Genomic DNA, 23,343 nt, shown 5'->3' on the forward strand with positions numbered 1-23,343 from the left:
CCCGCCTGCGCGCCCCCGAGGCGGCCGTCCCCGCAGGGGCCCTGGCCGACGCGGCCCTGGCCGACGCGGCCCTGGCCGACGCGGCCCTGGCCGACGCGGCCCTGGCGGCTGCCGGACCGACCCCGGAGCCCGCCCCGTGACGACCACCTCCGGCACCTCCGGCACCACCGGCACCGCCACCTCCGGCTGCCCCGTCACCCACGGGTCCGTACCCCTGTCCGGGCCCCGCTTCCAGAGCGACCCCGTCCAGCTCTACCGGGACATGCGGCGCGACCACGGCGCCGTCGCCCCGGTCGTGCTCGACGGGGACGTGCCCGCCTGGCTGATCCTCGGCTACCGCGAACTGCACCAGGTCACCGGCGACCCGGTCCTCTTCAGCCGGGACTCCGACCTGTGGAACCAGTGGGACCGCATCCCCGACGACTGGCCGCTGCTGCCGATGATCGGGCGCAAGCAGCCCTCGATCCTCTACACGGTCGGCGAGCGCCACAGCGTCCGGGCGATGATGATCAGCAACGCGCTGGAGGGCGTCGACCCGTTCTCCCTGAAGCGGTACGCGGAGGAGTTCGCGGACGAGCTGATCGACCGGTTCTGCACCAAGGGCTCGGTGGACATCATCGCGGAGTACGCCAAGCTGCTCCCCGCCCTCGTGCTGGCCAGGATCTACGGCTTCTCCGACGCGGAGGCGCACCCCCTGGTCGGCGCGATCAACGACATGATCGACGGCCGCGAGCGGGCGCTCGCCGGGCAGCAACACCTGGCCACCTCGATGTTCCGGCTGCTGGCCGACAAGCACGCCGAGCCCGGCGACGACGTGGCGAGCCGGATGATCGCCGACCGCGGCGGCTTCACCGACGAGGAGGTCGCCCAGGACCTCATGGTGATGATGGCGGCCGGGCACCAGCCGACCGCCGACTGGATGGGCAACTCGCTGCGCCTGATGCTCACCGACGACCGGTTCGCCGCCTCGCTCTCCGGCGGGCGGCACAGCGTCGCCGAGGCGATGAACGAAGTCCTCTGGGAGGACACCCCGACCCAGAACGTGGCGGGCCGCTGGGCCTCCCGCGACACCCACCTCGGCGGCCGCCACATCCGCGCCGGTGACCTGCTGCTCCTCGGCCTCGCCGCCGCCAACGGGGACCCCCAGGTGCGGACCGACGGCTCGACGCTGACCGGCGGCAACAACGCCTTCCTCTCCTTCGGCCACGGCGAGCACCGCTGCCCGTTCCCGGCCCAGGAGACCGCCGAGGTCATCGCCCGTACCGGCATCGAGGTCCTGCTCGACCGGCTGCCGGACGTGGACCTCGCCGTCCCCGCCGAGCAGCTCACCCGCCGCCCGTCACCGTGGCTGCGCGGTCTGACGGACCTGCCGGTGACCTTCACGCCCACGCCCGCCCTCGGCAGACCCGGAACTTTCGGAGGCCCCGCATGACCCGCATCGCGCTCGACCCGTTCGTCACCGACCTCGACGGCGAGAGCGCCGCGCTGCGGGCAGCCGGTCCGCTCGCGGAGGTGGAGCTGCCGGGCGGGGTGCACGTCTACGCGGTCACCCGCCACGCGGAGGCCCGCGCGCTGCTCACCGACAGCCGGGTGGTCAAGGACATCAACGTCTGGAACGCCTGGCAGCGCGGCGAGATACCGATGGACTGGCCGCTGATCGGCCTGGCCAACCCGGGCCGCTCGATGCTGACGGTCGACGGGGCGGACCACCGCCGGCTCCGTACGCTGGTGGCGCAGGCGCTGACCGTGAAGCGGGTGGAGCGGCTGCGGGCGGGCATCGAGGCGCTGACGAACGCGAGCCTGGAGAAGCTGGCGGCACTGCCGGCCGGGCAGCCGGTGGACCTGAAGGCCGAGTTCGCCTACCCCCTGCCCATGAACGTGATCAGCGAGCTGATGGGCGTGGACGGGGCGGACCACCCGCGCCTCAAGGAGCTGTTCGAGAAGTTCTTCTCGACGCAGACCCCGCCGGAGGAGGTCCCGCAGATGATGGCGGACCTCGGGGCCCTCTTCACGAAGATCGTCGACGACAAGCGGGCGAACCCGGGCGACGACCTGACCAGCGCCCTGATCGCGGCCTCCGAGAACGGCGACCACCTCACCGACGAGGAGATCGTCAACACGCTGCAACTGATCATCGCCGCCGGACATGAGACCACGATCAGTCTGATCGTCAACGTGGTCGAGGCGCTCCAGACCCACCCCGAGCAGCGCAAGAAGGTCCTGGACGGGGAGATCGGGTGGGAGGGCGTGATCGAGGAGACGCTGCGCTGGAACACCCCGACCTCGCACGTCCTGATCCGCTTCGCGACGGAGGACATCGAGGTGGGCGACCGTATCCTCCCGAAGGGCGAGGGCCTGATCATCTCGTTCGGCGCGCTGGGCCGCGACGAGGAGCAGTACGGCCCGACGGCGGGCGAGTTCGACGCCACCCGCACCCCGAACCGCCACATCGCCTTCGGCCACGGCCCGCACGTCTGCCCGGGCGCGGCGCTGTCCCGCCTGGAGGCCGGGATCGCGCTCCCCGCCCTCTACGAGCGGTTCCCGGAACTGGAGCTGGCGGTCCCGGCCACCGAGCTGCGCAACAAGCCGATCGTGACGCAGAACGACCTGTACGAGCTGCCGGTGCAGTTGGGCTGCCCGTTCGGCCACGAGGCGTAGTCCCGCGCGCTGCCTTGACGTCCACGGGCCGGAGCGCACGTCTCCGGGTGACGTCCACGGGCCGGAGCGCACGTCTCATCGGACGGACACGGTTGCTGGGCCGTGCCGTCGAGGGACTACGCTCCGACTCGTGGCCGACATCCAGATTCCCGCTGACATCAAGCCCGCCGACGGACGCTTCGGCGCCGGTCCTTCCAAGGTGCGGACGGAGGCGCTCGACGCGCTGGCCGCCACCGGCACCTCGCTCCTCGGCACGTCCCACCGCCAGGCCCCGGTCAAGAACCTGGTCGGCGAGGTACGCGACGGCGTGCGCGCGCTCTTCTCCCTCCCCGAGGGTTACGAGGTCATCCTCGGCAACGGCGGCTCCACCGCCTTCTGGGACATCGCGACGCACGGTCTGATCGAGTCGAAGTCCCAGCACCTGAACTTCGGTGAGTTCTCCTCCAAGTTCGCCAAGGCCGCGAAGCTCGCGCCCTGGCTGTCCGACCCGACCGTCATCGCCTCCGACCCGGGCACCCACCCGGACCCGCGGGCCGAGGCGGGCGTGGACGTCTACGCCTTCACGCACAACGAGACGTCGACGGGTGTCGCGGCCCCGGTCAAGCGCGTCGCGGGCGCCGACGAGGGCGCACTCGTCCTGGTGGACGCCACCTCCGGGGCGGGCGGGCTGCCGGTCGACATCACCGAGAGCGACGTCTACTACTTCGCCCCGCAGAAGTCCTTCGCCTCCGACGGCGGCCTGTGGATCGGCGTGTTCTCCCCGGCCGCCCTGGAGCGTGCGGCCCGCGTCCACGCCTCGGGCCGGCACATCCCGGAGTTCTTCTCGCTGCCCACGGCGATCGACAACTCCCTCAAGAACCAGACGTACAACACCCCGGCGCTGTCCACCCTCTTCCTGCTGAACGAGCAGCTGAAGTGGATGAACACCCAGGGCGGCCTGGACTTCACGACGGGCCGCACGGCCGCGTCCTCCGGCCACCTCTACGGCTGGGCCGACGAGTCGAAGTACGCCACCCCGTTCGTCACGGACCCGGCGAAGCGCTCGCAGGTCATCGGCACGATCGACTTCGCGGACGAGATCGACGCGGCGGCCGTCGCCAAGGTGCTGCGCGCCAACGGCATCGTGGACACCGAGCCGTACCGCAAGCTGGGCCGCAACCAGCTGCGCGTGGCGATGTTCCCGGCGATCGACCCGGCGGACGTGCAGGCGCTGACGGCGTGCATCGACTACGTGATCGAGAAGCTGTAGCTTCCCGGTTCCAGACTGTACGGAGACGGCCCGGCACCCGCGTGGTGTGCCGGGCCGTTTCTGCTTCCCTCGACCGGGTGGCATATGCCAGAAGCGCGGTGTCGGGCTGCCCCGCCCTACGATGATGGCCTCGACACCAGCCCATTCCAGGAGGCCCGCAATGTCTGCAGCAGCAGTCGAGCACCCCTGTGACGGTGAGCCGGAAACGCTGTTGGAAACGGCCAACCGTCTCATCGAACAGCTTCCGGGGCATCGCGTCGAGATCATCGGAGGCCTCGTCACCGTGGCACCACCCCCGGACGGCCCGCACGCCCGCGCGCTCACCAAGCTCATGCGGCCTTTCATCGCCGCTGAGCTCGACGACGGCGAGACTGAAGTCCTTCAGGCGGTCGGCCTCTGGCTCCCCAGCGGTCCCGACGACTACGTGATCCCCGATCTGGCGATCGTCGACGCCGACCTCGACGAGCACCTGATCGAGAACAACTGCTACGACCCCGCCTGCTTCCGCCTGGTCCTGGAGGTCACGTCCGGGAACTACCAGAACGATCTCCGCCACAAGGTCGTCGCCTACGCCCAGGCCAAGATCCCGGTGTACGTCATCGTCGACCGCAAACACAGCCGCGTGCACGTCCTGACCGAGCCGCTCCCCGGCGGCTACGACCGCCACGAGGTCTACGCGCCCGGCCAGGAGGCCCCTCTGCCCGCGTCGATCGGCGCCGAAGTCTCCCTGGACGTCGACGAGATCGTGCGCGCGGGCAGCCCGAAACGCTGAGGACGCGGCGCTACTCCCCCGACGCCGCCACCAGCACCGCCCGCAGCTCGGCTATCCCCGCCAGCCACTGCTCGTCCGCCCCGGCGTCCGCCCACAGGTCCAGTGGCTCGGCGTTCTTCGCGGTGAGGCGGTCCAGGGCGCGGACGGCCAGGGGGCGCAGGTCGGCGGGGAGCGGGGGCAGGGATGCCTTGGGGCCGTACGGCGTGGTGACGGGCTCGCCGCCGGGGCACTGGGCGGCGATCAGCGCGGCGGCGGCCACCGCCTCCTCCCCGCCGTCCACATAGTCCTCCGGCCCGGTGTCCGCCACGGCGGTCAGGACGTCCCGGAGCACGTCCGCCTTCCTCCCGGGCTCCGCGTCGTCGACCCGTCCGCCGAAGTCGGCGGCGGTGTCGTTGTCGAAGTGGCCGATGTCCCAAGCGCCCATGGGGTCCCCCTCAATCCGCTGTGCTGGTGTTCCCATACTCACAGCCGCCACTGACAATCGGCCTGCGCGCGAGGACGAACCCCTGCGGTGCCCGCTCCGGGAACGGCCCGTCCGTCTCCCGCTCCCGCCACACCCGGGACACCACCTCCAGGCCCGCGTCCCGCAGCAGTTCGGCCACCCGCTCCGGCCGCCGCCGGTGGAAGACGAGCGAGATCTCCATGCCCCACGCCTCCGTCAGCCGCAGCGGCTCGTCCCCGACCTGGAAGCCGAGCTGTACGTAGGCGCCGGGGGCCAGCACCCGGTGGAACTCCGCGAAGGCGCGCGGCAGTTCCTCGTCCGGGACGTGGATCGTCGAGTACCAGGCGAGCAGCCCGCCCAATGACGCGTCCGGCAACGCGAGGCCCAGCATGGACCCCTCCTCGAAGCGCAGCCCGGGGTGGTTCTTCCGCGCCTCGGCCAGCATCCGTGGGGCGAGGTCGATCCCGAACACGTCGAGCCCCAGCCCGAGTCCGTGCAGATACCCGGTCACCCGGCCCGTGCCGCAGCCGACGTCGGCCAGCGGGAGCCCGCCGCCGTCCCTCGCCACCAGCTCGGCGAAGGCGGTCAGCAGCCCACGCTCAAGGGGCTTGGCCACCAACTCACCTCGGGTGAAATCGACATAGGCGGGCGCCATGGTGTCGTACGAGGCCCGGGTGGCGTGCAGGAAGTCGGGCGAGGGGTCGGGAGCGGTCATGGCCACCACCCTAGGCGGCGCCCCGACGGGACCGGGGCCGGGGCCGAGCCCGGGGCCGACCCGGGACCGGGGCCGGGGCCGACCCGGGCCCGGGGCCGGGGCCGAACCCGGTCCGGGGCCTTCCGACCCGTCTTCCGTCCGCACGGCCCTGGCCAGGACGGTGCTCGTCCTCGGTTCCGCCTCGACGTCAGACACCGCTCCGGGCACGCCCGGCGAGGAGCTGCGTCTCCCAGGCAAAGGCCACACCCGTGGCGCCCCCGTGCTGGGCCTGGACCTCGGCGGCCCCCGGGATGGTCTCCTCGCGGGCCCAGTCGCGCTGCCACTCGCCCATCACGGCCAGCCACGTGATCGGCACGACGCCCGCCTGGACCATGCGCCGCACAGCCATGTCGTGGGCCTCGGCCGAGACACCCCCCGACGCGTCGGTGACGGCGTAGACCTCGAACCCCTCGCCCGCCGCCTGGATGGCCGGCATCGCCAGGCAGATCTCCGTCCAGAGCCCGGCCAGGATCAGCTTCTTCCGCCCGGTCGCCTTGACGGCGTCGACGACGCGCTCGTCCTGCCAGGTGTTGATGAACGTCCGGTCGATCGGCCTCTGTTCCGGGAACACGTCCTGGATGCCCTGGATGATCAGACCGCCGCGCTCCTCCAGAACGGTCGTCAGGATCGTCGGCACGTCGTAGACCTTGGCAGCCTTGGCGAGCCCGACGACGTTGTTGACGATCATCGTCGGCTCATGGCTGTTCAGATTGGCGAACTGGAACGGCTGATGGTCGATCAGTACCAGGACGCTCTCCTCCGGCGTCAGCAGTGCGTCGAGTCCGGACTTGTTCTGGGTGCTCATGGGATTCCCCTTCTGGAGCTTCACGTGTACCCGCCGCAACGGTTTAGTTGACGTGTCATCCACATTAGGGACCAATGATTGATGCGTCAACTACCCATTGAGGCAGTCGATTTGCCGAGGCATACGGAGGCCCGATCGCCCGATGCGGGAGCCGGCCCCACCCAGGCGATGGCCGAGCCGCCGACCGCCTCGCTACGCTCCTCGCATGGACGCACCGCCACACTGGCTGACCCCGGAGCAGCAGGCCGCCTGGGACAGCTTCATCCGCATGCAGGAGAAGCTCATCGGACGGCTCTCACGCCAGGTACAGGCCGACTCCCGCATGTCCCCCTCCGACTACATCGTGTTGGCCAGACTCACCGAGGCCGGCGGACGGATGCGCTTCATGGACCTGACCCAGCTGGTGGAGTGGGAGAAGAGCCGCATGTCCCACCAGGTGGCGCGGATGGCGAAGCGCGGACTGGTGACCAAGGAGGACTGCCCCGACGACGGACGCGGAGCGTTCATCATCGCCACCCCGGCCGGCCGGAAGGCGATCGAGGACGCCGCCCCCCTGCACGTCGAGCATGTCCGCCGGCTGTTCATCGACGCCCTCACCCAGGAGGAGCTGGACGCTCTCTCCCACATCGCGAACCGCGTCCTCACGCACATGGAGAAGCAGCCCGACTGACCGGCTCCGGGCAGCGCCGCGAGGTACTGCGCCCAGGCATCGAGCCCCGGCACGATCGACTTCGCGGACCTGCACGACGATCGGCTTGTCGAGGTGAGGTCAGACGGGCTTGAGCAGGTCGCGGAGGTTGCTCATGTGCGCCTTGACGTCGACGGTCTCGGCGGGGCGGGGCGAGTTCCCTTCGCCGCGGGAGTGGGTTTCGCGGCAGGCGCGGCAGAGACCGTCAGGGAGGACCTCCGGCCGACCGGGACGTCCGCAGTCGGTGCATTCCATGAGGAGGCGGCGAGGCGGGGCGAGGGCGGCGGGTCGGGCGTTCTCGGTGGGAAGTCGGGGTGGGATCTTGTCGGTGAGGCGGCGGCGGACGAAGCCGAGAGGGCTGTCGACCCTGGCTGGCAGCCCTGCGGTGAGGGCGCTGGTCAGGTAGTCGATGGTGACGCCCCGGGCGAGCCATTGCGCCGCCAGTCCTTCCAGGGCGGCGCAGTCGTCGGCGGAGAGGGCGAGGCGGTGGTCTTCACGGCCGAGGCGGGCCAGGGCGAGGTAGGCGGGAGACCGGCCTGCTTCGGAGGCCTGGGCTGTCGCGGGGGGCTCGGTGTCCGGCGCCTGGACAGGGGTGCGCTGGTGCGGCACGGCGGCGGGTTCGGGGGCCTGTTCCGTGTCGGGACCCTCCGGGTCGGACGGCGGCGCCTCGGCCGGGGCCCACAGTGGCGGCGGTGCCGCGTCGAAGGCGGAAGCCACGGGTACGGGGGCTGCGGTCAGGGCGGCCTTCTCGGTGGCGAGGTAGGTGCTCCACCACTCGTTGTCGCGGGCGGTGCGGGACCAGAAGGTGCGGTAGACCCAGCGGGTCTCGTCGCCCGCGCCGCCGACGGAGCACCGTACGCGTCGCAGGTGCCCGGCGACGGACAGAGCTGTCAGGGCGGTGGAGATGGCCTGCTGCCCGTAGAGCGGGAGCTGCTTGGCGAGCTGCTTCACGCTCATCGCCGCGCCCTCGGGGAGGTGGTCGACGAACCCGGCCACGTACCGCTCGCGCGTCGGCAGCGAGGCGAAGTCTTGTGGAGTGCGGGGAAGTTGGTCCGGTGCGGCGCGTTTGCCGTAGCCGGGCTTGGCCATCGGGTACGCGGCAGAGTGTGCGGGGTCGTGCAGGGCGGAGCTAGGGTGCTTGATAGCCACGGGATCGACTTTCTTGGGTAGTCGTCTTGCGGTGAGACCCCGGCCTGGTGCTTCCAACACCGCGTCGGGGTCGTTTGGTTCTCGCACCGTAAGCAGTGGTGACTCTGCGCCGCAAGCTGTCACGATTAGTCATATTTCTCGGCCGTGACGAGGTGGGAAAGGTGGGGAGGTTTTCCCAACCCCCTCCATCTACCTACCGGTTAAAGAAGGCGCTCGAACCCCGGGTCCCGCGTCCCGACGCCCGAATCCCGGGACCCGAGCTTCGGGCCGGGGCACTGCCCGCGTACACCCGGAAGAGTGAGCCGGGCCGTACCGAAGCCCGGGACTCGGGTTCCGAGCCCCGGGCCCAGGGGCGCGCTCGCCCGATCACCGCCAGGCAGCCCCCGCGCTTCGACGAGTCGGATCTGGACCGCGATGTACGTGAGCCCCCCCAAGACGCTCATCAAGTGCTCGCCTAACGCCAGTTGCGCGCAACTGCTCTGCCTCGATGAGGATCTGCAATTCCGCGCAATCTGCCCTCGGTCTCGCGCCATCCGCCGCATCCTGGATTCCCACTCAGCGTAGACGGAGGGCACTATGACGCTCCTCAGGTTCCTCGGCACCACCAGCGACGACGGAGACTGCCCCACTCTTTACGAGGTCGAGGGCACCACCGACATCCTTGTCCAGGGCGACCGCGTTACCGACCCCGAGCACCTGGCGCAGCTCCGCGATGTGAAAGACAGCGAGACATTCGTACTGGTGCCACGCGATCTCCTGGTCCGCTTCGCACCACGCACTACCGTTCCTGAGATGGTGCCTTTCTCCGAGATCGCCCCGCTGTTCAGCGAGTTCAGGCACACCGCGTTCCGGCTGGAAACCCGGCACGGATACGCCTCCGACCGCAACAGTCCGAAATGGGGCCGGTGGAAGAGCGGCGCGGACATCTCGGCCGAGCCGGACAACGCGTGGCGCGAGAATGTCCGGGCGCAGACGGCTCAGGGAAAGCGGTTCGAGCGGGTCCGGCTCGTCGACGAGCCTCTGACCGAGGGGCAACGTTTTCTTCTGGCCAGCGGCCAGGGCAACGTGGCGGCCGGTGAGGACATCCGCAACCTGCCACGCTCCCAGGCAGTCCGACTCGGCCTGCCCGGCCACGACTTCTGGCTGTTCGACTCCCGGCTGATCGCCAGGTTCGTCTTCGCTGAGGACGACACGACCCTCGGCGTCGCCCTCAGCGAAGACCCAGCCGAAGTCGCTCTCGCTTGCCAGGCGCGAGACGCTGCCTGGCACCACGCGACACGCACCGCGGACTTCGCGAAGGAAGCAACTTCGACCGGGTGAGCACCGACTTCCAAACCGCGCGGGTCGCCCTCGGAGCACGGCTCCGCGAGCTACGCAGCGAGGCGGGGCTCAACGGCAAGGGCGTGGCCGAAGTTCTCGGCTGGCAACGCTCTAAGGTGTCCCGCCTGGAAACAGGAAAGCAGACCCCCACCGTGAGCGACCTGATGGAGTGGGCCCAGGCCGTGGGGCAGCCTGGTGTTGCGACCGAGTTACGGGGGCGGCTCGTCGGACTGGAATCGCAGTACCGGTCGTGGCGACGGCAACTCGCGGGTGGGCATCGGGCACGCCAGGAGCTGGCCGTCACCGAGACGATGGCTACGCAGCTCATCCGAGGAGTGGAGGTGTCCCGCATTCCGGGACTGTTCCAGACCGCGGACTACGCCCGGCACACGTTCGAGGCGAACGCCGAGTTCCGCGGAATCCCCAGGGACGTCGAGGCAGCAGTCCGGGCGCGCATGCGCCGCCAAGAGGTGTTGTACGAGGCCGGCAAACTCTTTCGGTTCGTAGTGTGGGAAGCGGCCCTGTACGTACTGACGTGCCCCCGCGAGGTGATGGCCGCACAGCTGGACCGGCTTGCCGGGCTGATCGGCCTGGACACTGTCGAGATCTGCGTGCTTCCCCTCGGTGCGCAGCTGAGGCGTGCGCCGGGCCACGGGTTTTGGATCTATGACCGGCGTCGCGTGATCGTCGAGACGATCAACACCGAGATGTGGCTCGACGACGAGGAGAACGTCGTGCTGTATGAGCGGGCGTGGGATCTGATGGCCGAAGCCTCGGTCCGGGGGCCGCAGGCACGACGTTTGATCGGTCGTGCACGGGCGTCGTTGGAGCTCGATTAGGCAACCGTGCCCAATGCGTACAGCGGGATTCGCAACCTGACGCAACCGCCCAGCGCACCTCGTACTCAGCTCTCTAACGTGCTGCTCATGGCCACGCGGATGCGTGTGGCTCCAGCCCACACCAGCCCTAAGGAAAAGCCATGAGCACGCTGACCATTCCCTCACCGAGGCCCGAAGCTGCATACCGGGTACTTCTTGACCACACCACGACCTGCGCCGCCTGCCGTGCCGGAGTCCCTTGCTCGACGGCTGTGCGTCTTGGCCGGGCGTGGCGGGAGGCCCGGCGCGGATGAGGTGTTACGCGGAGGGCGGCGTGCACGAGTTTCCGATCGAGGACGGGTCGGGTGCCTATTGTCCGGAGCATGGGGTGACGTTGTTGTGGCGTGGTGATCCGATCACCGCCGCCGATGTGGCCGAGGGGACGGGCGCCCGCCTGGGCGGGCTGTCGGCCGGGGCGGACGGTCCGTGCGGCGTCGTCTGTCGCAGCGCTTCGGTGTCGGGGCTGCCTGCCGTGGATGCCCTGTGCCTGCGGCCGGACTGTGTCTGTCCGTGCCACGCGTCGGCCACTGCTCTCCGGGATGCCGGATGAGCGTCAGCCTGTCGGTGACGGATGTCCGCACCTGTGAGGCGTGTTGGCGCGCTCCGGTCACCGCCGTACGGCACAGCACCGACGGCCGGGACCTTCTCTGCCGGGCGTGTGCCGAGAGTGGTCGTCCGTGCCGCGTCGGCCTCTTCCCTCCGTACGGGATATACCGGCTGCACCGCCGCCCCGCCGATCGAACCGTTCCACCGAGCAGAGGAGATGGACGATGACCACCACCCCCGTACGGGCTGAGGGCGGCAAGCACGGCGGGCCTCCGTCGGACAAGCCGTGGACACCGCCGTCGGAGCCGAAGCCGTCTCCGGACGGCAGCCGCCCCACGTACGTCCCGCAGCCATGAGCACACCGCACCAGGTACCGACCTACCCGGATCTGGTCCGGGCCCTCGTCGATCGCGGGTTGCTCAACGGCCGTTGGCGACAGGTCTTCGAGGCCGTGCCGCGCAGCCGGTTCGTTCCGGCGGACGTCTGGCGGCAGTTGCCCGACCGGTGTGAGCCGGTCGTGGGGACGGAGGCCTGGCTGGCGCTGGTCAACAGCGACGAGCCGGTCATCACGCAGCTCGACGACGGGGCCGAGGGCGGGCCCGGTATCGCGACGTCGTCGAACTCGATGCCCTCCATGGTGGCCCGGATGCTCGGGCTGCTCGATGTCGGGGACGGGATGCGGGTGCTGGAGATCGGCACCGGCACCGGGTACGTCGCCGCGCTGCTCTGCGAGCGGCTCGGTGACGATCTGGTCCACAGCGTCGAGCTGGACCCGGTCGTGGCCCGGCAGGCGGCCGACGCCCTCGCGCGGGCCGGGTACCGGCCGCATCTGCGGGTCGGGGACGGTGAACAGCCCTGGCCCGGCCTGGGCCCGGTGGACCGGCTGATCTCCACGTGCGCGTTGCGGTACGTCCCCTACGGGCTGCTGCGGCAGGTCCGGCCCGGCGGGGTCGTCGTGGCTCCGCTCGCCCGGGAGTTCTGGTCCGGTGCTCTGGTGCAGCTCCGTGTTCAGGATGACGGTACGGCGGTGGGGCCGTTCCGCGGCGGGGCCACGTACATGCCGATGCGAGCCCATCGCGTACCCGATCTCCACGAGGTACGGGGCAGAGGGCGGGCCCGAGCGTCGGGCCTGGACCCCGCGCGGCTTCTCGACCTCGGGTTCGCGCTGTTCGCGGGGGCGCGGCTGCCCGGCGTACGCCTCGTCCACAAGGACACCGATGAGGGTGTTCAGGTGTGGGTGACCCGGGAGGACGGAGGCGGAGCGACGGCCGTCACGGGGCAGGAGGTGTGGCAGTACGGGCCCGGGTTCCTGTGGGAGGAGATCGAGCGGGTCTGGTGGGAGTACGAGTCGGCGGGGCGACCCGGCGCGGAGCAGTTCGGGCTGACCGTCACCGACCGGGGGCAGCAGGTGTGGCTGCGGGACCCGCGCGAGGTCATCCGGCCGACCAGGGCGTAACCCGTGTCAGGGCCTGTCCTGGGTCGGCCCGTGGCGTCGCGAAGGGCCGACTGGGAGCAGGCCCTCACGGGCCCCCGGCACAGACGTGTCGGCAGCCCACCGCTGCTCGCCGTCCTCCCACTCCCCGGTCGGCCGGAGACCCGCCGCCGCAGCCACCGCCGACGACACGGCGTGGTCGGGGTGGATGTGGGCGACGAGCTCCCGGACGCCTCCGGCCGCGACCAGGTGCGCCGCGAGGCCCTGCGCCGCCTCGCTCGCGTAACCCCGGCCCTGCCACGGAGTCCCGATCACCCAGGCGATCTCCACACGGGGCCCTCGTACGGTCGCCTGGACGTACCCGGCGAGGCAGCCCTCCGCGCGGACCCGGAGTACCCAGTTCCACCACAGCTCCCCGGGGTCCGGCGAACCGGCGCACTGCCGCTCGTACCGGGCCCGCAGCGCGGCCGGGTCCGGCGGGCCGCCCCCGGTGAACACGTACAGGGCGGGGTCGGCGAGGACGGCGGCCATCTCGTCGGCGTACGCCGGATCGAGGGGGAGCGCGTCGAGGCGGGGTGTGGTGAACGACAGGGGCGCGACGGTGGACACGGCCCGACCCTACGCGCCCCGCCCCGCCCTTCCCCCGCGCCCGGTACCGCTTGACGACCCCCTCGGCGAGGACCGCGTACCCGGACGTGAGCCTCACCCCTGTTTCAGGCATGGACATGGCACTACCCCCTGCTTCTCCGGTCGACCAGAAAACGAATGGGGTACACCGTACCCGATACTGGGTACGGTGTACCCCAATGCGAGTACGGCGTACCCAAATCTTCTCCGGCGCATTACGCTGACGCCATGGCGAAAGACGGATCGACAGCGGCGACGACGGACGGCTCGGCGACCGGGAGCGGCGACATCGCCCGCAGCCTGGAGCTCCTGTGGGGTACCGGCGAACGCCCCAGCCGCGGCCCCAAGCCGGGCCTCACCCTGGACCGGATCGTCACGGCCGCCATTGCCGTGGCGGACGCGGAAGGGCTCTCCGCCGTCTCCATGCGCCGCCTCTCCACCGAGCTGGGCACGGGCACGATGTCTCTCTACCGGTACGTCCCCGGCAAGGCGGAACTGCTGGACCTGATGCTCGACCGCGTCCTCGGCGAACCGCTGCCGACCGGCCCCGCCGGGGAGCGATCCGCCGCCTCGGCCCGGTCGTCGGCGGGGGCACCCGCCTACGACCGGGCCGAAGGTTCCGGCGACCGGGCCAGGGACTCCGACCACCCGGCCGAAGATCCCGGCGACCGGGCCAGGGACTCCGGGGACTCCGACCACCTGGCCGAGGACTCCGACGGGCTGTCCCAGGACTCCGACGGACTGTCCGACGACTGGCGGGCGGCCGTCGACCGGATGGCCCGCGGGCACCTGGACAACCTGCGCCGCCACCCCTGGCTACTCAAGATCAACCAGGCCCGTACGGTGCTCGGCCCCAGCGCCCTGCGCGGACTTGAGCTCGCGCTCAGCGGTCTGCGCGGCATGGGCCTGCGGGACCCCGAGCTGATCGGCGTGATCATCACGGTCAACAGCTTCGTGGAGGGCCTCGCCCGGACCCAGGGCGATGCGGCGGAGGCGGTGGCGCAGACCGGGCTGAGCGACGAGGAGTTCTGGGACAACCAGCGCCCCTACCTGGAGCGGGCCATGCTCAGCGGGGAGTACCCGGTGATGGCGGCGATGGCGGAGGACACCTTCAGCGCCGAGTTCGATCACTTCGAGTTCGGCCTCCAGCGGCTGATCGCCGGTTTCGAGGCCCTGGTCCGGGAACGGAGGGCAGCGCAGAAGTGACAGCGGGCCCGGCCCGTGTCCCAATGGATATATGGACGCCAGCCGGGAGCTCGCTCCTTTCGTCAAGCAGTACGCCGTCCTGCTGAGCACCCACCGCCAGGACGGGACGCCCGTCGGCACACCGGTCAACATCGCCGTCGAGGGCGATCACGCGTTCATCCGGACGTTCTCCTCGGCCTGGAAGGTCGAGCGCATGCGCAACCACTCGCGGGTGGAGATCGCCCCCTGCACGCTCCGGGGCCGGCCCACCGGACCGCAGATCAGGGCCCACGCCCGGCTGCTGCCGGCGGGCACGAAGGAGAACACGCACGCGGCGCGGATGCTGTCGCGCAAGTACCCGATCGTGCACGGCGTGCTGGTGCCGCTCGCGCACCGGCTGAAGAGGGACCGGACGCTGCACTACGAGGTGTGGCCGATCACGGACGACGACTGAGCCCGCCGCCTACCCCCGCCGCCGCCTCAGCCCGAGCCACAGGACCGCGATCCCGACGAGGACGGCCGCCCCCAGAGCCACGTTGCCGTCCCCGGAGCCATCCGCGGCGGCGCTCCCGCTGCCACTCCCCCGCTCCCGGTCACCGCCCCGGTCACCGGCCTCGTCACCGCCCTTGGACGGCGCACCGTCCCTTCCGCCCTCACGACCGGCGACCTCCACGCGCACCACACCGCTGCGCAGGCCCTCCGACCCGAACATCAGGGCCGACCCGTCCGCCGTGTACGTCACCGACTCCGCCTGCCGCTGGAACGGCGCGGCGACCGCCTCGCTCTCCCCGAGCCGGCCGTCCTCGAAGTCGTACACGCGGGCGCTGAAGTACGACCGCAGCACCAGCGAGCCCCCGTCGGGTGAGAAGGCACCATCCGTCACCCACGGCACTTCGTCGACCCGCCGGAACGTGTTCACGGCCCCGGTGGTGAGCTTCGCGGGCCCTTCGTAGAGGCCGCCGCCGTCCCCGTTCTTGGAGGCGATGTAGACGCGGCCGGTCTTCGGGTGGACCATCAGCGCCTCGGCGTCGCGGGGCCCGTCGGCGTACTTCACGTCGTACTGGACGGCGGTGACGGTGGCGTCGCGCAGCTCCTTCGGCTCGGGAAAACGGTAGAGCCAGACATGACTCCACGAGCCGTCCAGGTTGTCCCCGATGTCACCGACGTAGATGTCGCCGTCGGGCCCGATCGAGATGCCTTCCACGTCCCGCGGCTCACCCACCCCCCGCATGGTGATCGTCGCGACCGTCCTCCCGGTGCGGGAGTCGACGGCGAAGACGTAGGGGCCGTCGTCGCTGTCGTTGTGCGTCCAGTAGACGCCGGGGTGCGCGCGGCTGGCGGCGAGGCCGCTGGACTCGGTGATACGGGGGTCCTCGATCGTGAAGTCACGATCGGCCCGGCCGTCGTCGGCCACGGCCGGGCCGCCCCCCGCGAGCAGCAGAAGAGCAGCGGCGAGGACGGCAGCACGGGTGCCCGCCGGGCCGGTCAGATACGAACGCATGGCCCAAGTGTCCATCGTCACGTCGCAGGCCGGAGGCATGATCGGCCATGATGACGCCATGCGTTTCCTCTTCGTCGGCGATTCCATGACCATCGGGCGCGCCGGCGACTTCACCTGGCGCTACCGGATGTGGCAGCACCTGGAGTCGTTCCCCGCCCTCCCGTACGAGATCGTCGGCCCGCGCTCGACGCTGTACGACGCCGAGGCGAACGCCCCGCTCTCCGAGACGTACGCGGACCCGTCCTTCCCGGCGCTCGCCCGCCGCCATCTGTCCGGCTGGGGCGAGGGCTGGCTGCACATGGCCCCGGTGATCGCGGACGCGGCGCGCGAGGCGGAGGCGGACGTCCTGCTGGTCTCCCTGGGGCTGATAGACCTCGGGTTCTACACGGACGCCGAGCAGACGGCGGCCAACGCCCGCGCGTTCATCACGGCTGCCCGCACGGCGAACCCTCGCATGCGCATGGTGCTGCTCCCGGTGATACCGAACGTCCGGGCCGAGACGGACGCCCCCTTCGCCGCCTCCTGCGCCCGCTTCAACGAACTCCTGGCCAAGGCCGTGGCCGACCTGGACGACCCCGCCTCCCCCCTCCTCCTGGCCTCGCGCCCCACGGCGTACGACATCCACACCGACACCTACGACGGCACCCACCCCGGCCCGACCGGCGAACACAAACTGGCCGCCGCCTTCGCCGACGCGATGCACCAGGCGTGGGCGCTGGGCGGCCCGTACGCCGAGCGTCAGGCGCTGGAGCAGCCCTTGCCGGCCTGACCGGCAGGGCTCACGCGCTCGCCCTCACCCCACCGACCGCGACCCCAGCATCGACAGCGCCAGCTGGGCCAGTTCCCCCGAGACCTCCCCGGGGCGGGCCCGGCGGCAGCGGCGGGCGTGGTGGGCCATCAGTTCATGGACCGTGCCGACCATGACCATCACGTCGACCCGGTAGTCCCGGCTCTCCGCCTCCCCCCGCTCCACCGCCCGCTCGGTCTCACCGGTCAGGAACTCCGTCCACAGCGCACGCCAGAGCTTGCAGTGCTCGTCCACCACGGCGCTCACGCCCAGCACTTCGACGAACGTCACGCGGGCCTCGCGCGGGTCCAGGGTGACGGCCTCCACGTACGCGTCGAAGAGCCGGCGGACCCGCTCCGCGATCGAGCAGTCGTCGATTCCCTCGGAGAGCAGGGCGGCCTCCGCGGCCCGCAGGCCGGCTGTCGTGACCCGGTTGTGGAGGGCGATGAGCAGGCCCTCCCGGGAGCCGTACTCCTGGCGCAGCACCTCCACCGGAACCCCGGCCGCCTCGCACACCTCCCGCTCGGCGGTCTCGCGGTAGCCGTTGATCCCGAACAACTCCCTCGCCGCTTCGAGAAGTTGTTCGCGCGCCTGCATGCGGGCGACATCCCCGGGCCCGGTCCGCTGAACCGTCCAGCTCTCCGCCACCGGTCCTCCTTGAGCGCAAGGTGCGGGAGAGGGGCCTCAGCTCCTCTGCACGAACCGCCGCCCCATTGTGCTCGCCCACCGCCGTACGGGCCGTAGCGCCACACCCGTACGGGCGAATACCCGCACGCGGAAACGCTTCTTCAGCACCTTCCCCCACCCACCCGGTCCTGCGGCGACGCACCGCGGGACCCGCGTTGAACGCGTTCAAACAGGTCTGGCACGATCAGCACAGCGGCCGCCGCACCGGGCGAACCGCACCCACCGCCGTGCGCAAGGGGGCCCTGAACGATGGAGAACGAGAAGCGGCTCTACGGACTGAACCTGCTGCTCTCGATGATGGTCCTGTTCCTGGAGGCGGCGCTCGCCCTCGTCGTGTCCATCGTGTACGACGAGACCCAGGCGGCACCGACCCCCGAAGGCACCGGCGGCTCGCCCCTGTTCGTCCTGTTCCTGCCCGTGCTCGCCGTGATCGGAGCCACCTTCACGGCCGCGGTCTCCTTGACCCTCGTCCTCCCCACGGCCTGGCTGAGCGACGCGCTGGGGCGCCGGTTCGCCGGTCGTGAGGCGTGGTGGTGCGTTCCGCCGGTGGCGGGGGCCGTCGCCCTCGCGCCCGTCGGTACGGCCGTCGCCCTGGCCGGCGGCGGGAAGCCCGGCGCCATCGCCCTGGGGTGGTCGCTGACCACGGTCACCATCGCCGTTCCGGCCCTGCTCTGCCGGTCGCGCCGGAAGCGGATCTTCGGCCCGGTCCTGCTGTGGGGCGTTCTCACCGTGGTCGTCACGGCCGTGCTCGGCGCAGCCGCCCTGTCGACGGGGCTCCTGAAGGAGTACCGCCCGCCTGCGGTCACCTCGGCGGACCTCGTCGGAAGCTGGTCGGACGGCAACGGCGGGACACTGACCCTCACGCCGGACAGCCGGGCCACCGGCTCCGGCCTCCACGCCGACCTCGGCTACGGCTCCACCGGCCTCGCCAAGGGCGCCCCGAGCGGCGATCACCTCTCCCACGACAACGACAACGACAACAGCTGTACGGGGCCGGGGACCTGGAGCTTCGAGCCCGGGCCGGACACCACGGCCCAGAGGGTGGAGATCACGGTCGGGACGTGCGGGTTCGCCCCCTGGAGCGTCGGCGGCACAGCGGACCGGCTCACCCTCTACCAATACGTCGGCGACCCGGACGCCCCCGACCTGCACGAGCTGACGAAAGCCCCCGGCGCATGACGCCGCGAGCAGAACCCACCGTCACATTCGCGCCACGAGTCCTTCTCGGCTGAGTCACCATCAGGGTCACGGAACGTACAGATCGCAAATCGGAATACCCCAATCTTTGCGCTTCTCATACCGTTTGCCCGGCCCTCCTAGAGCCCACGAAGCCCTGACTCGTCACACAGGGACATCACAGGCGCAACTTAGGCTCCGCTTATGCGTATCTCGAAGAACCTCATTGGGAAGAACCTCATCGGACTCGCCGCCGTCGGCATCCTGGTCACCGGGTGCGGTCCCTCGTCGGACGACGACTCCGGCAAGTCCCGCGCTTCGGCCGGCTCGGCCGGGTCCGCCGACCGGGCGCCCGAGAAGGAGGACAAGGCCCCCGAGCCCGGGGCGGACCTGGCGGTCGCCGTCACCGGTCCGCAGCCGGACGTCCTCGTCTCCAGCTCCGACCCGAAGCTCAAGGTCCTCCCGAAGCCCGACAACGGCGCCTCGTTCACCGAGAAGGTGGAGCACAAGCTCCAGGAGAGCCTGCTCAGCCGGGTCAAGGTCCCCGGCAAGACGAGCGCGAACTGCCCCGACGGCGTCACCCAGGAGGCCGGCGCGGTCAGCGTCTGCAACGTCACCTACGAGGGCGCGGTCATCCCGTACGAGGTCAAGATCAGCGACAAGTACAAGCCGGGCAGCTTCATGACCTTCTACAACAGCACCCCGAAGAAGAGCCTGCTGGTCGCCAAGGCCGCCTACAACCGGCTCTGGGAGTCCTACAAGGGCCGGTCCGACGCCGAGAAGCTCTCCTGCGAGGAGCTGCCCGTGGCCAAGGCCGTCGACGAGGAGACCGAGACCGGTCTGCACTGCCAGTACTGGGGCAAGTACGCGGGCGACGACCGCGACGGCGGCTTCGTCAAGCTCGGCATCAAGGTCAACCGGCACAACGTGAACTTCTTCGAGGTCCGTTGAGCCACCGGCTCCTGAGCCGCCTCCTCAGCCGCCTCATTGGCCTCAGCGGCCTCATTGGCCTCAGGGGCCTCTGCGGCTTCAGCCACCTCAGCGTCTGACGATGGGCCCCAGCAGCTACGCGGCGGGTGGGGCCCATCGTCGGCACGGCCGCCCACGGCCCCTGACCACGCCCCCCGCTCACGCTCACGCACACGCCTTCACCGCGAACTCCCCCGCGAGAACGACGGCTACCGCCTCCCGTACTCGGCGATCAGGACTTCAGGGACTCACCCGCGCGATCCCGCGCCGGTCCGCCATCCGCGCGATGACCAGGCAGTACAGCGGGGCGAAGACGAGCTCGACGACCATGGCCTGCCAAGGGGCGTCGGCCGCGGTGCTGGTGTCGTCGAGCGCGCCGAAGCCCGCCGCGAGCCCGAACGTGATCACGTTGTTGGCGACGTGCATGACGATCACCGCTTCGAGGCCGCCGGTACGGATGACCAGCCATCCCCACCACAGCGCCGAGTAGAACAGCAGGACGAACCCGGAGAGTTCGCCGAACCCGTGAGCCAGAGCGAACAGGAGCGACGCGAGTACGACGGCGGGCCAGGGCGACCGGACGGCCCGCCCGATCACCTGGACCAGCCAGCCCCGGAAGACGTACTCCTCGGCGGCGGCCTGGAACGGGACGAGCGCCAGCACGACGGCAAGGCTCACGGCGAAGGCGGACCAGCCCGGGAAGCCCCCGCCCACATCCCCGACCGGCTCGTCGTCCCAGGTCCACGCGATCATCAGCCCCAACTGCAGGACCATCAGCGGGACGCCCACGACAGCACAGCGCCCGAGCCACCCCCAGCGAAGCCGCCCCACGACGGAGGACACCGTCCCGGCAGGGCGCTTACCCATCTGGCGAGCGCCGAACAGGACCACGGGTATGCCGATCGCCAGGCTGACGAGCGACATGGCGAGCTCGGCGACCGGATCGGTGAAGACCACTTCACTGTCCGCCGAGGCGGGCGCCAGATCGAACACCGCCGCGACGATGGAAGCGACACCGAAAACGGTCAACAGCCCGCCGATGAGCATCCCCAGGACAACGACCAGCTCCCCCACCCACGCGAGCCTGCCGCCGCCCCGCCCATTGCGCCCCTGCTCGTCATAGCGGGACCCGGAGGGCGCCCGGGCAGGCCCGGACGGGATGCGGGCCCACTCGGGGGGCCGGTCCCATCCCTGCCAGGCGGGGGCGGGGACGGGCGTCGGCGACTCGTTCACGGGCGCCGCCCAGGCCGTAGGGACTGGTCCGGTCGCAGGGGCCGCCCAGGCCGTAGGGCCCTGCTCGGCCGTACGAGTCGGCTCGCCCGCTCCCGCAGTGTGTTGCTCGTCCACGTGTTCCCCCTTGCATGCATTCCGAGCCTGCTCCGGTCAAGAACAGGCAATACAGATCATCGCCGATCCTTCGGGCGCCCAGCACTCGGGTCAAAGCGATTCGGGGCAGAGTGAACCAGCTCACGGCTACGGCGACAGTGCGGCCAGGAGTCGGCCGTGACCGTGCAGCGGAGGGAACCCGCCATGCCGTTCCCTCCCCCCAGTCATGCCGCTATCTGGCGGCTGCCCGCCCACCGCAGTCCTGCGCCCCGCCCCCGTCGTCGCTCCCCCCGACGGCGGCGAAGCGCCCGCGCCACGAGGGAGGCTCTGGTGCGGTCTCGGCGTGGGCGTGCACCTCGGCCCAGTAGGCGCGCCGCTCCGCCCGATGACAGGGCCCGCAGGTGGTGGCCCACGGGACGGCGGGCCGGAACATGTGCTCCTCGCCGGGCCTCGCGCAGGCGATCAGAGCCGGGGCGGCAGTGGGGGCGGTGTCGAGCAGCTCGTCCCCGTACCCGCACCCGTACCCGTCGGCCGGAACACCGGCCCGCAGCCGTGCCGCCCGATCGTCCGTCAACGGGCGGTTGGAGAACACCTGCACGGTCCGCCATCGCCCCCCCCGGCGACGCTCTCCCGCTTCTCGTGGACAACCCGTACGTCACCAGATCGGCCTTCGCCTTCTGGTAGGCGCGCCCGGTCAACCGAAGCTCCCGGGCGTGCTCGCTCAGAGCCTTGTCCCGATCGATCTCGGGCAGCCCTTGTACGTAGATGACCAGGAGCTTCGCGTCACTACCCATGCGCGGGTTGCGGACGAGGTCGTTGGGGGCCTTCGTATAGCCCCGGTCGGGCGGGACAACATGCGAAATCACCGCGGGTGGACTCCTGCTCCACTATTGGTGAAGGTCCCCGGACCGGTGCGCTAACACCATCGGGGGCCGCCCCACACACGCACACGTACATACGCGCACAGAGCGTGATGTCGCGATCACGGCACCGCAGCCGGGGGCCAGGCCACGCCCGGTCACTCCTTCACGGCACACCCCGCCCGCAGCCACGCCATCTCGTGCAGCAACCCGCCCTGCACGAACGGCTCGTGGGCCGTCGGCCGCGACCGCCAGTCCAGCGGCCAGGTGGCCCCGTCCAGCGCGGGCACCCCCACAAACGCGTCCCCGCGCGCACTCCTGCTCATCGCCTCCACCCCGGGAGGCCACCGGAACGCGGCGGCGGTACCGGGCGCCAGCAGGAAGTACATGCTGCGCTCGCCAATGCCGGAGCGGACGATGGGACCGGCCTGGAAGTCGGTGAACTGCATGACCTCGTAAGCGATTTCCTCACCGAGCATGCCGATGGCCCGTACGGCGTCGAAGTGGATGCCCACGTGCCGGAGGGCGTGGCCGGAGGCGGGAATCCAGGAGGGAACCGGATCCAGTGAATTTCGGAGTTCCATGCGCTAAGCGTTGCGGCGCACACGTACCGTGACCAGGGTCACAAGCAGGTTGTGAACAGTGGTGTACAGCCGAGGTGAACCCGTGCACTCCAGTGATCAGGCCGAAACCGCCGCCGAGATGTTCGGCCTGCTGCTCAGACACTTCCGCGAGCGGGCCGGGCTGTCCCAGGAGCAGTTGGGCAAGCGCATCGGCTACTCCAAGTCCCAAGTGGCGATGGTGGAACGGGGCGCGCGACCGCCGAAGGGCGTCTTCGTGCAGCGGGCGGACGAGGTGCTGGGTGCACAAGGTGCACTGATCGTCGCCGCACCGAAGCCGCCGAAGCAGACGAAGCAGACGAAGCAGCGCAGTCCGCTGCCGGACTGGTTCACGCCGTTTGCGGAGGAAGAGGAGAAGGCGTGGGCCCGGCACGCGTACGAGAACCACGTCATGCCCGGCCTGCTCCAGACGGAGTCGTACGCACGGGCGGTCTTCACGAGCCACTACCCGACCTATGACGACGACGAGATCGAGGCTAAGAAGTCATCTCATTTGGCGAGTCGGCGGTAGCAGATGAGGGTGCAGGCGATGCTGGTGAAGGCGAGGAAGTGGTCGGCTTTGCGTTCGTAGCGGCGGTGGAGGCGGCGGCAGCCGGCGAGCCAGGCCATGGTGCGTTCCACGGTCCAGCGGTGGCGGCCCAGCTGTTGCGAGGACTCGACTCCCTTGCGGGCGATGCGGTGGGTGATGCCGCGCTCGCGTAACCATCGCCGCAGGTGGGCGTAGTCGTAGCCCTTGTCGGCGTGGAGTTTGCCGGGCTTGCGCCGTCGCCGGCCGCGGCGCGAAGAGATCGGTGGGATGCCCTTCACGAGCGGGATCAGGGCCTGGCTGTCGTGCAGGTTGGCCCCGGAGATGCCGATGGATATGGGCAGACCTGATCGTTCCGTGATCAGGTGGATCTTCGAGCCGTACTT

General features: G+C 70.6%; 25 protein-coding genes and 1 pseudogene. 15 read left to right on the forward strand and 11 right to left on the reverse strand.

The features are described from left to right. The first annotated feature begins 136 nt into the window (after positions 1-136). The 4 genes from CIB93_RS33935 to CIB93_RS33950 all read left to right on the forward strand — a co-directional run bounded on the left by CIB93_RS33935 (position 137) and on the right by CIB93_RS33950 (position 4,679). A complete protein-coding gene (locus CIB93_RS33935) occupies positions 137-1,432 on the forward strand; it encodes a cytochrome P450 (RefSeq protein ID WP_179500339.1) in 1,296 nt (431 codons plus the stop codon). Next, positions 1,429-2,658, forward strand: coding sequence for a cytochrome P450 (locus CIB93_RS33940; RefSeq protein ID WP_096632532.1), 1,230 nt, complete (start codon positions 1,429-1,431; stop codon positions 2,656-2,658). Before CIB93_RS33935 ends, CIB93_RS33940 begins: the two co-directional genes overlap by 4 nt. 130 nt (positions 2,659-2,788) lie before the next feature. After that, complete coding sequence (gene serC / locus CIB93_RS33945; RefSeq protein ID WP_096632533.1) at positions 2,789-3,907, forward strand: phosphoserine transaminase; 1,119 nt, start codon at positions 2,789-2,791, stop codon at positions 3,905-3,907. Between the two features lie 160 nt (positions 3,908-4,067). After that, positions 4,068-4,679 carry a Uma2 family endonuclease gene (locus tag CIB93_RS33950; RefSeq protein ID WP_096632535.1) on the forward strand — a complete coding sequence of 204 codons (612 nt, stop codon included), beginning with the start codon at positions 4,068-4,070 and terminating at the stop codon, positions 4,677-4,679. Positions 4,680-4,689: 10 nt separating this feature from the next. Here the strand turns inward: CIB93_RS33950 and CIB93_RS33955 are convergent, their stop codons facing one another. The 3 genes from CIB93_RS33955 to CIB93_RS33965 form a co-directional block, all read right to left on the reverse strand. Continuing rightward, a complete protein-coding gene (locus CIB93_RS33955) occupies positions 4,690-5,103 on the reverse strand; it encodes a DUF4259 domain-containing protein (RefSeq protein WP_096632536.1) in 414 nt (137 codons plus the stop codon). A gap of 10 nt (positions 5,104-5,113) precedes the next feature. Further along, the gene (locus tag CIB93_RS33960) at positions 5,114-5,836 is read right to left on the reverse strand and encodes a class I SAM-dependent methyltransferase (protein WP_096632538.1); all 723 of its coding nucleotides are present in this window, start codon (positions 5,834-5,836) and stop codon (positions 5,114-5,116) included. A 187-nt stretch (positions 5,837-6,023) separates the two neighbouring features. After that, a complete protein-coding gene (locus tag CIB93_RS33965; RefSeq protein ID WP_096632539.1) occupies positions 6,024-6,680 on the reverse strand; it encodes a hydrolase in 657 nt (218 codons plus the stop codon). A 205-nt stretch (positions 6,681-6,885) separates the two neighbouring features. Here CIB93_RS33965 and CIB93_RS33970 point away from each other — a divergent pair, with 205 nt between their 5' ends. Further along, entirely contained in the window at positions 6,886-7,350 is a 465-nt protein-coding gene (locus CIB93_RS33970) for a MarR family winged helix-turn-helix transcriptional regulator (protein ID WP_096632541.1), read from the forward strand. A 99-nt stretch (positions 7,351-7,449) separates the two neighbouring features. On the opposite strand, the gene CIB93_RS33975 is transcribed toward CIB93_RS33970, so the two are convergent. Continuing rightward, complete coding sequence (locus CIB93_RS33975; protein ID WP_257002484.1) at positions 7,450-8,517, reverse strand: MarR family transcriptional regulator; 1,068 nt, start codon at positions 8,515-8,517, stop codon at positions 7,450-7,452. Between the two features lie 576 nt (positions 8,518-9,093). Here CIB93_RS33975 and CIB93_RS33985 point away from each other — a divergent pair. The 4 genes from CIB93_RS33985 to CIB93_RS34005 all read left to right on the forward strand — a co-directional run bounded on the left by CIB93_RS33985 (position 9,094) and on the right by CIB93_RS34005 (position 12,717). Beyond that, positions 9,094-9,837, forward strand: coding sequence for a DUF6879 family protein (locus tag CIB93_RS33985; protein ID WP_096632545.1), 744 nt, complete (start codon positions 9,094-9,096; stop codon positions 9,835-9,837). Further along, positions 9,834-10,676 carry a helix-turn-helix transcriptional regulator gene (locus tag CIB93_RS33990; RefSeq protein ID WP_096632546.1) on the forward strand — a complete coding sequence of 281 codons (843 nt, stop codon included), beginning with the start codon at positions 9,834-9,836 and terminating at the stop codon, positions 10,674-10,676. Before CIB93_RS33985 ends, CIB93_RS33990 begins: the two co-directional genes overlap by 4 nt. A gap of 809 nt (positions 10,677-11,485) precedes the next feature. Next, a complete protein-coding gene (locus CIB93_RS39310) occupies positions 11,486-11,617 on the forward strand; it encodes a hypothetical protein (protein ID WP_257002485.1) in 132 nt (43 codons plus the stop codon). Next, positions 11,614-12,717 carry a methyltransferase domain-containing protein gene (locus CIB93_RS34005; protein WP_096632551.1) on the forward strand — a complete coding sequence of 368 codons (1,104 nt, stop codon included), beginning with the start codon at positions 11,614-11,616 and terminating at the stop codon, positions 12,715-12,717. The genes CIB93_RS39310 and CIB93_RS34005 overlap by 4 nt, the downstream gene beginning before the upstream one ends. A gap of 6 nt (positions 12,718-12,723) precedes the next feature. Here the strand turns inward: CIB93_RS34005 and CIB93_RS34010 are convergent, their stop codons facing one another. Next, on the reverse strand, positions 12,724-13,302 hold the full coding sequence (locus CIB93_RS34010) for a GNAT family N-acetyltransferase (protein ID WP_096632552.1): 579 nt from the start codon (positions 13,300-13,302) through the stop codon (positions 12,724-12,726). 246 nt (positions 13,303-13,548) lie between these two features. On the opposite strand from CIB93_RS34010, the gene CIB93_RS34015 reads away from it, so the two are divergent. Beyond that, positions 13,549-14,526 (forward strand): TetR/AcrR family transcriptional regulator, encoded by a 978-nt coding sequence (locus tag CIB93_RS34015; RefSeq protein ID WP_096632554.1) that lies wholly within the window; start codon positions 13,549-13,551, stop codon positions 14,524-14,526. Between the two features lie 31 nt (positions 14,527-14,557). Then, positions 14,558-14,959 carry a PPOX class F420-dependent oxidoreductase gene (locus CIB93_RS34020; RefSeq protein WP_096632555.1) on the forward strand — a complete coding sequence of 134 codons (402 nt, stop codon included), beginning with the start codon at positions 14,558-14,560 and terminating at the stop codon, positions 14,957-14,959. A gap of 9 nt (positions 14,960-14,968) precedes the next feature. Here the strand turns inward: CIB93_RS34020 and CIB93_RS34025 are convergent, their stop codons facing one another. After that, positions 14,969-16,006 carry a hypothetical protein gene (locus CIB93_RS34025; RefSeq protein WP_096632557.1) on the reverse strand — a complete coding sequence of 346 codons (1,038 nt, stop codon included), beginning with the start codon at positions 16,004-16,006 and terminating at the stop codon, positions 14,969-14,971. On the opposite strand from CIB93_RS34025, the gene CIB93_RS34030 reads away from it, so the two are divergent. Further along, on the forward strand, positions 16,005-16,775 hold the full coding sequence (locus CIB93_RS34030) for a GDSL-type esterase/lipase family protein (protein ID WP_257002486.1): 771 nt from the start codon (positions 16,005-16,007) through the stop codon (positions 16,773-16,775). The two genes, CIB93_RS34025 and CIB93_RS34030, sit on opposite strands and share 2 nt — an antisense overlap. A 24-nt stretch (positions 16,776-16,799) precedes the next feature. On the opposite strand, the gene CIB93_RS34035 is transcribed toward CIB93_RS34030, so the two are convergent. Beyond that, complete coding sequence (locus CIB93_RS34035; RefSeq protein ID WP_096632558.1) at positions 16,800-17,441, reverse strand: TetR/AcrR family transcriptional regulator; 642 nt, start codon at positions 17,439-17,441, stop codon at positions 16,800-16,802. A gap of 288 nt (positions 17,442-17,729) precedes the next feature. Here CIB93_RS34035 and CIB93_RS34040 point away from each other — a divergent pair, with 288 nt between their 5' ends. Further along, complete coding sequence (locus tag CIB93_RS34040; protein WP_096632560.1) at positions 17,730-18,659, forward strand: hypothetical protein; 930 nt, start codon at positions 17,730-17,732, stop codon at positions 18,657-18,659. Positions 18,660-18,860: 201 nt separating this feature from the next. Beyond that, complete coding sequence (locus CIB93_RS34045; protein WP_096632561.1) at positions 18,861-19,607, forward strand: hypothetical protein; 747 nt, start codon at positions 18,861-18,863, stop codon at positions 19,605-19,607. A gap of 258 nt (positions 19,608-19,865) precedes the next feature. On the opposite strand, the gene CIB93_RS34050 is transcribed toward CIB93_RS34045, so the two are convergent. The 3 genes from CIB93_RS34050 to CIB93_RS34060 form a co-directional block, all read right to left on the reverse strand. After that, on the reverse strand, positions 19,866-20,786 hold the full coding sequence (locus tag CIB93_RS34050) for a CPBP family intramembrane glutamic endopeptidase (RefSeq protein WP_096632567.1): 921 nt from the start codon (positions 20,784-20,786) through the stop codon (positions 19,866-19,868). 397 nt (positions 20,787-21,183) lie between these two features. After that, entirely contained in the window at positions 21,184-21,525 is a 342-nt protein-coding gene (locus CIB93_RS39315) for a hypothetical protein (RefSeq protein WP_257002487.1), read from the reverse strand. Positions 21,526-21,969: 444 nt separating this feature from the next. Continuing rightward, entirely contained in the window at positions 21,970-22,395 is a 426-nt protein-coding gene (locus CIB93_RS34060; protein ID WP_096632563.1) for a hypothetical protein, read from the reverse strand. 82 nt (positions 22,396-22,477) lie between these two features. Here CIB93_RS34060 and CIB93_RS34065 point away from each other — a divergent pair. After that, a pseudogene (locus CIB93_RS34065) lies at positions 22,478-22,939 on the forward strand (Scr1 family TA system antitoxin-like transcriptional regulator); the annotation flags it as partial. On the opposite strand, the gene CIB93_RS34070 reads toward CIB93_RS34065, so the two are convergent. Beyond that, positions 22,921-23,343: IS5 family transposase (locus CIB93_RS34070; RefSeq protein ID WP_107470998.1), on the reverse strand; the 423-nt coding region annotated here is incomplete at its 5' end. The pseudogene CIB93_RS34065 and the gene CIB93_RS34070 sit on opposite strands and share 19 nt — an antisense overlap.

It is taken from the genome of Streptomyces sp. WZ.A104 (assembly GCF_002382885.1).
Taxonomy (GTDB): domain Bacteria; phylum Actinomycetota; class Actinomycetes; order Streptomycetales; family Streptomycetaceae; genus Streptomyces.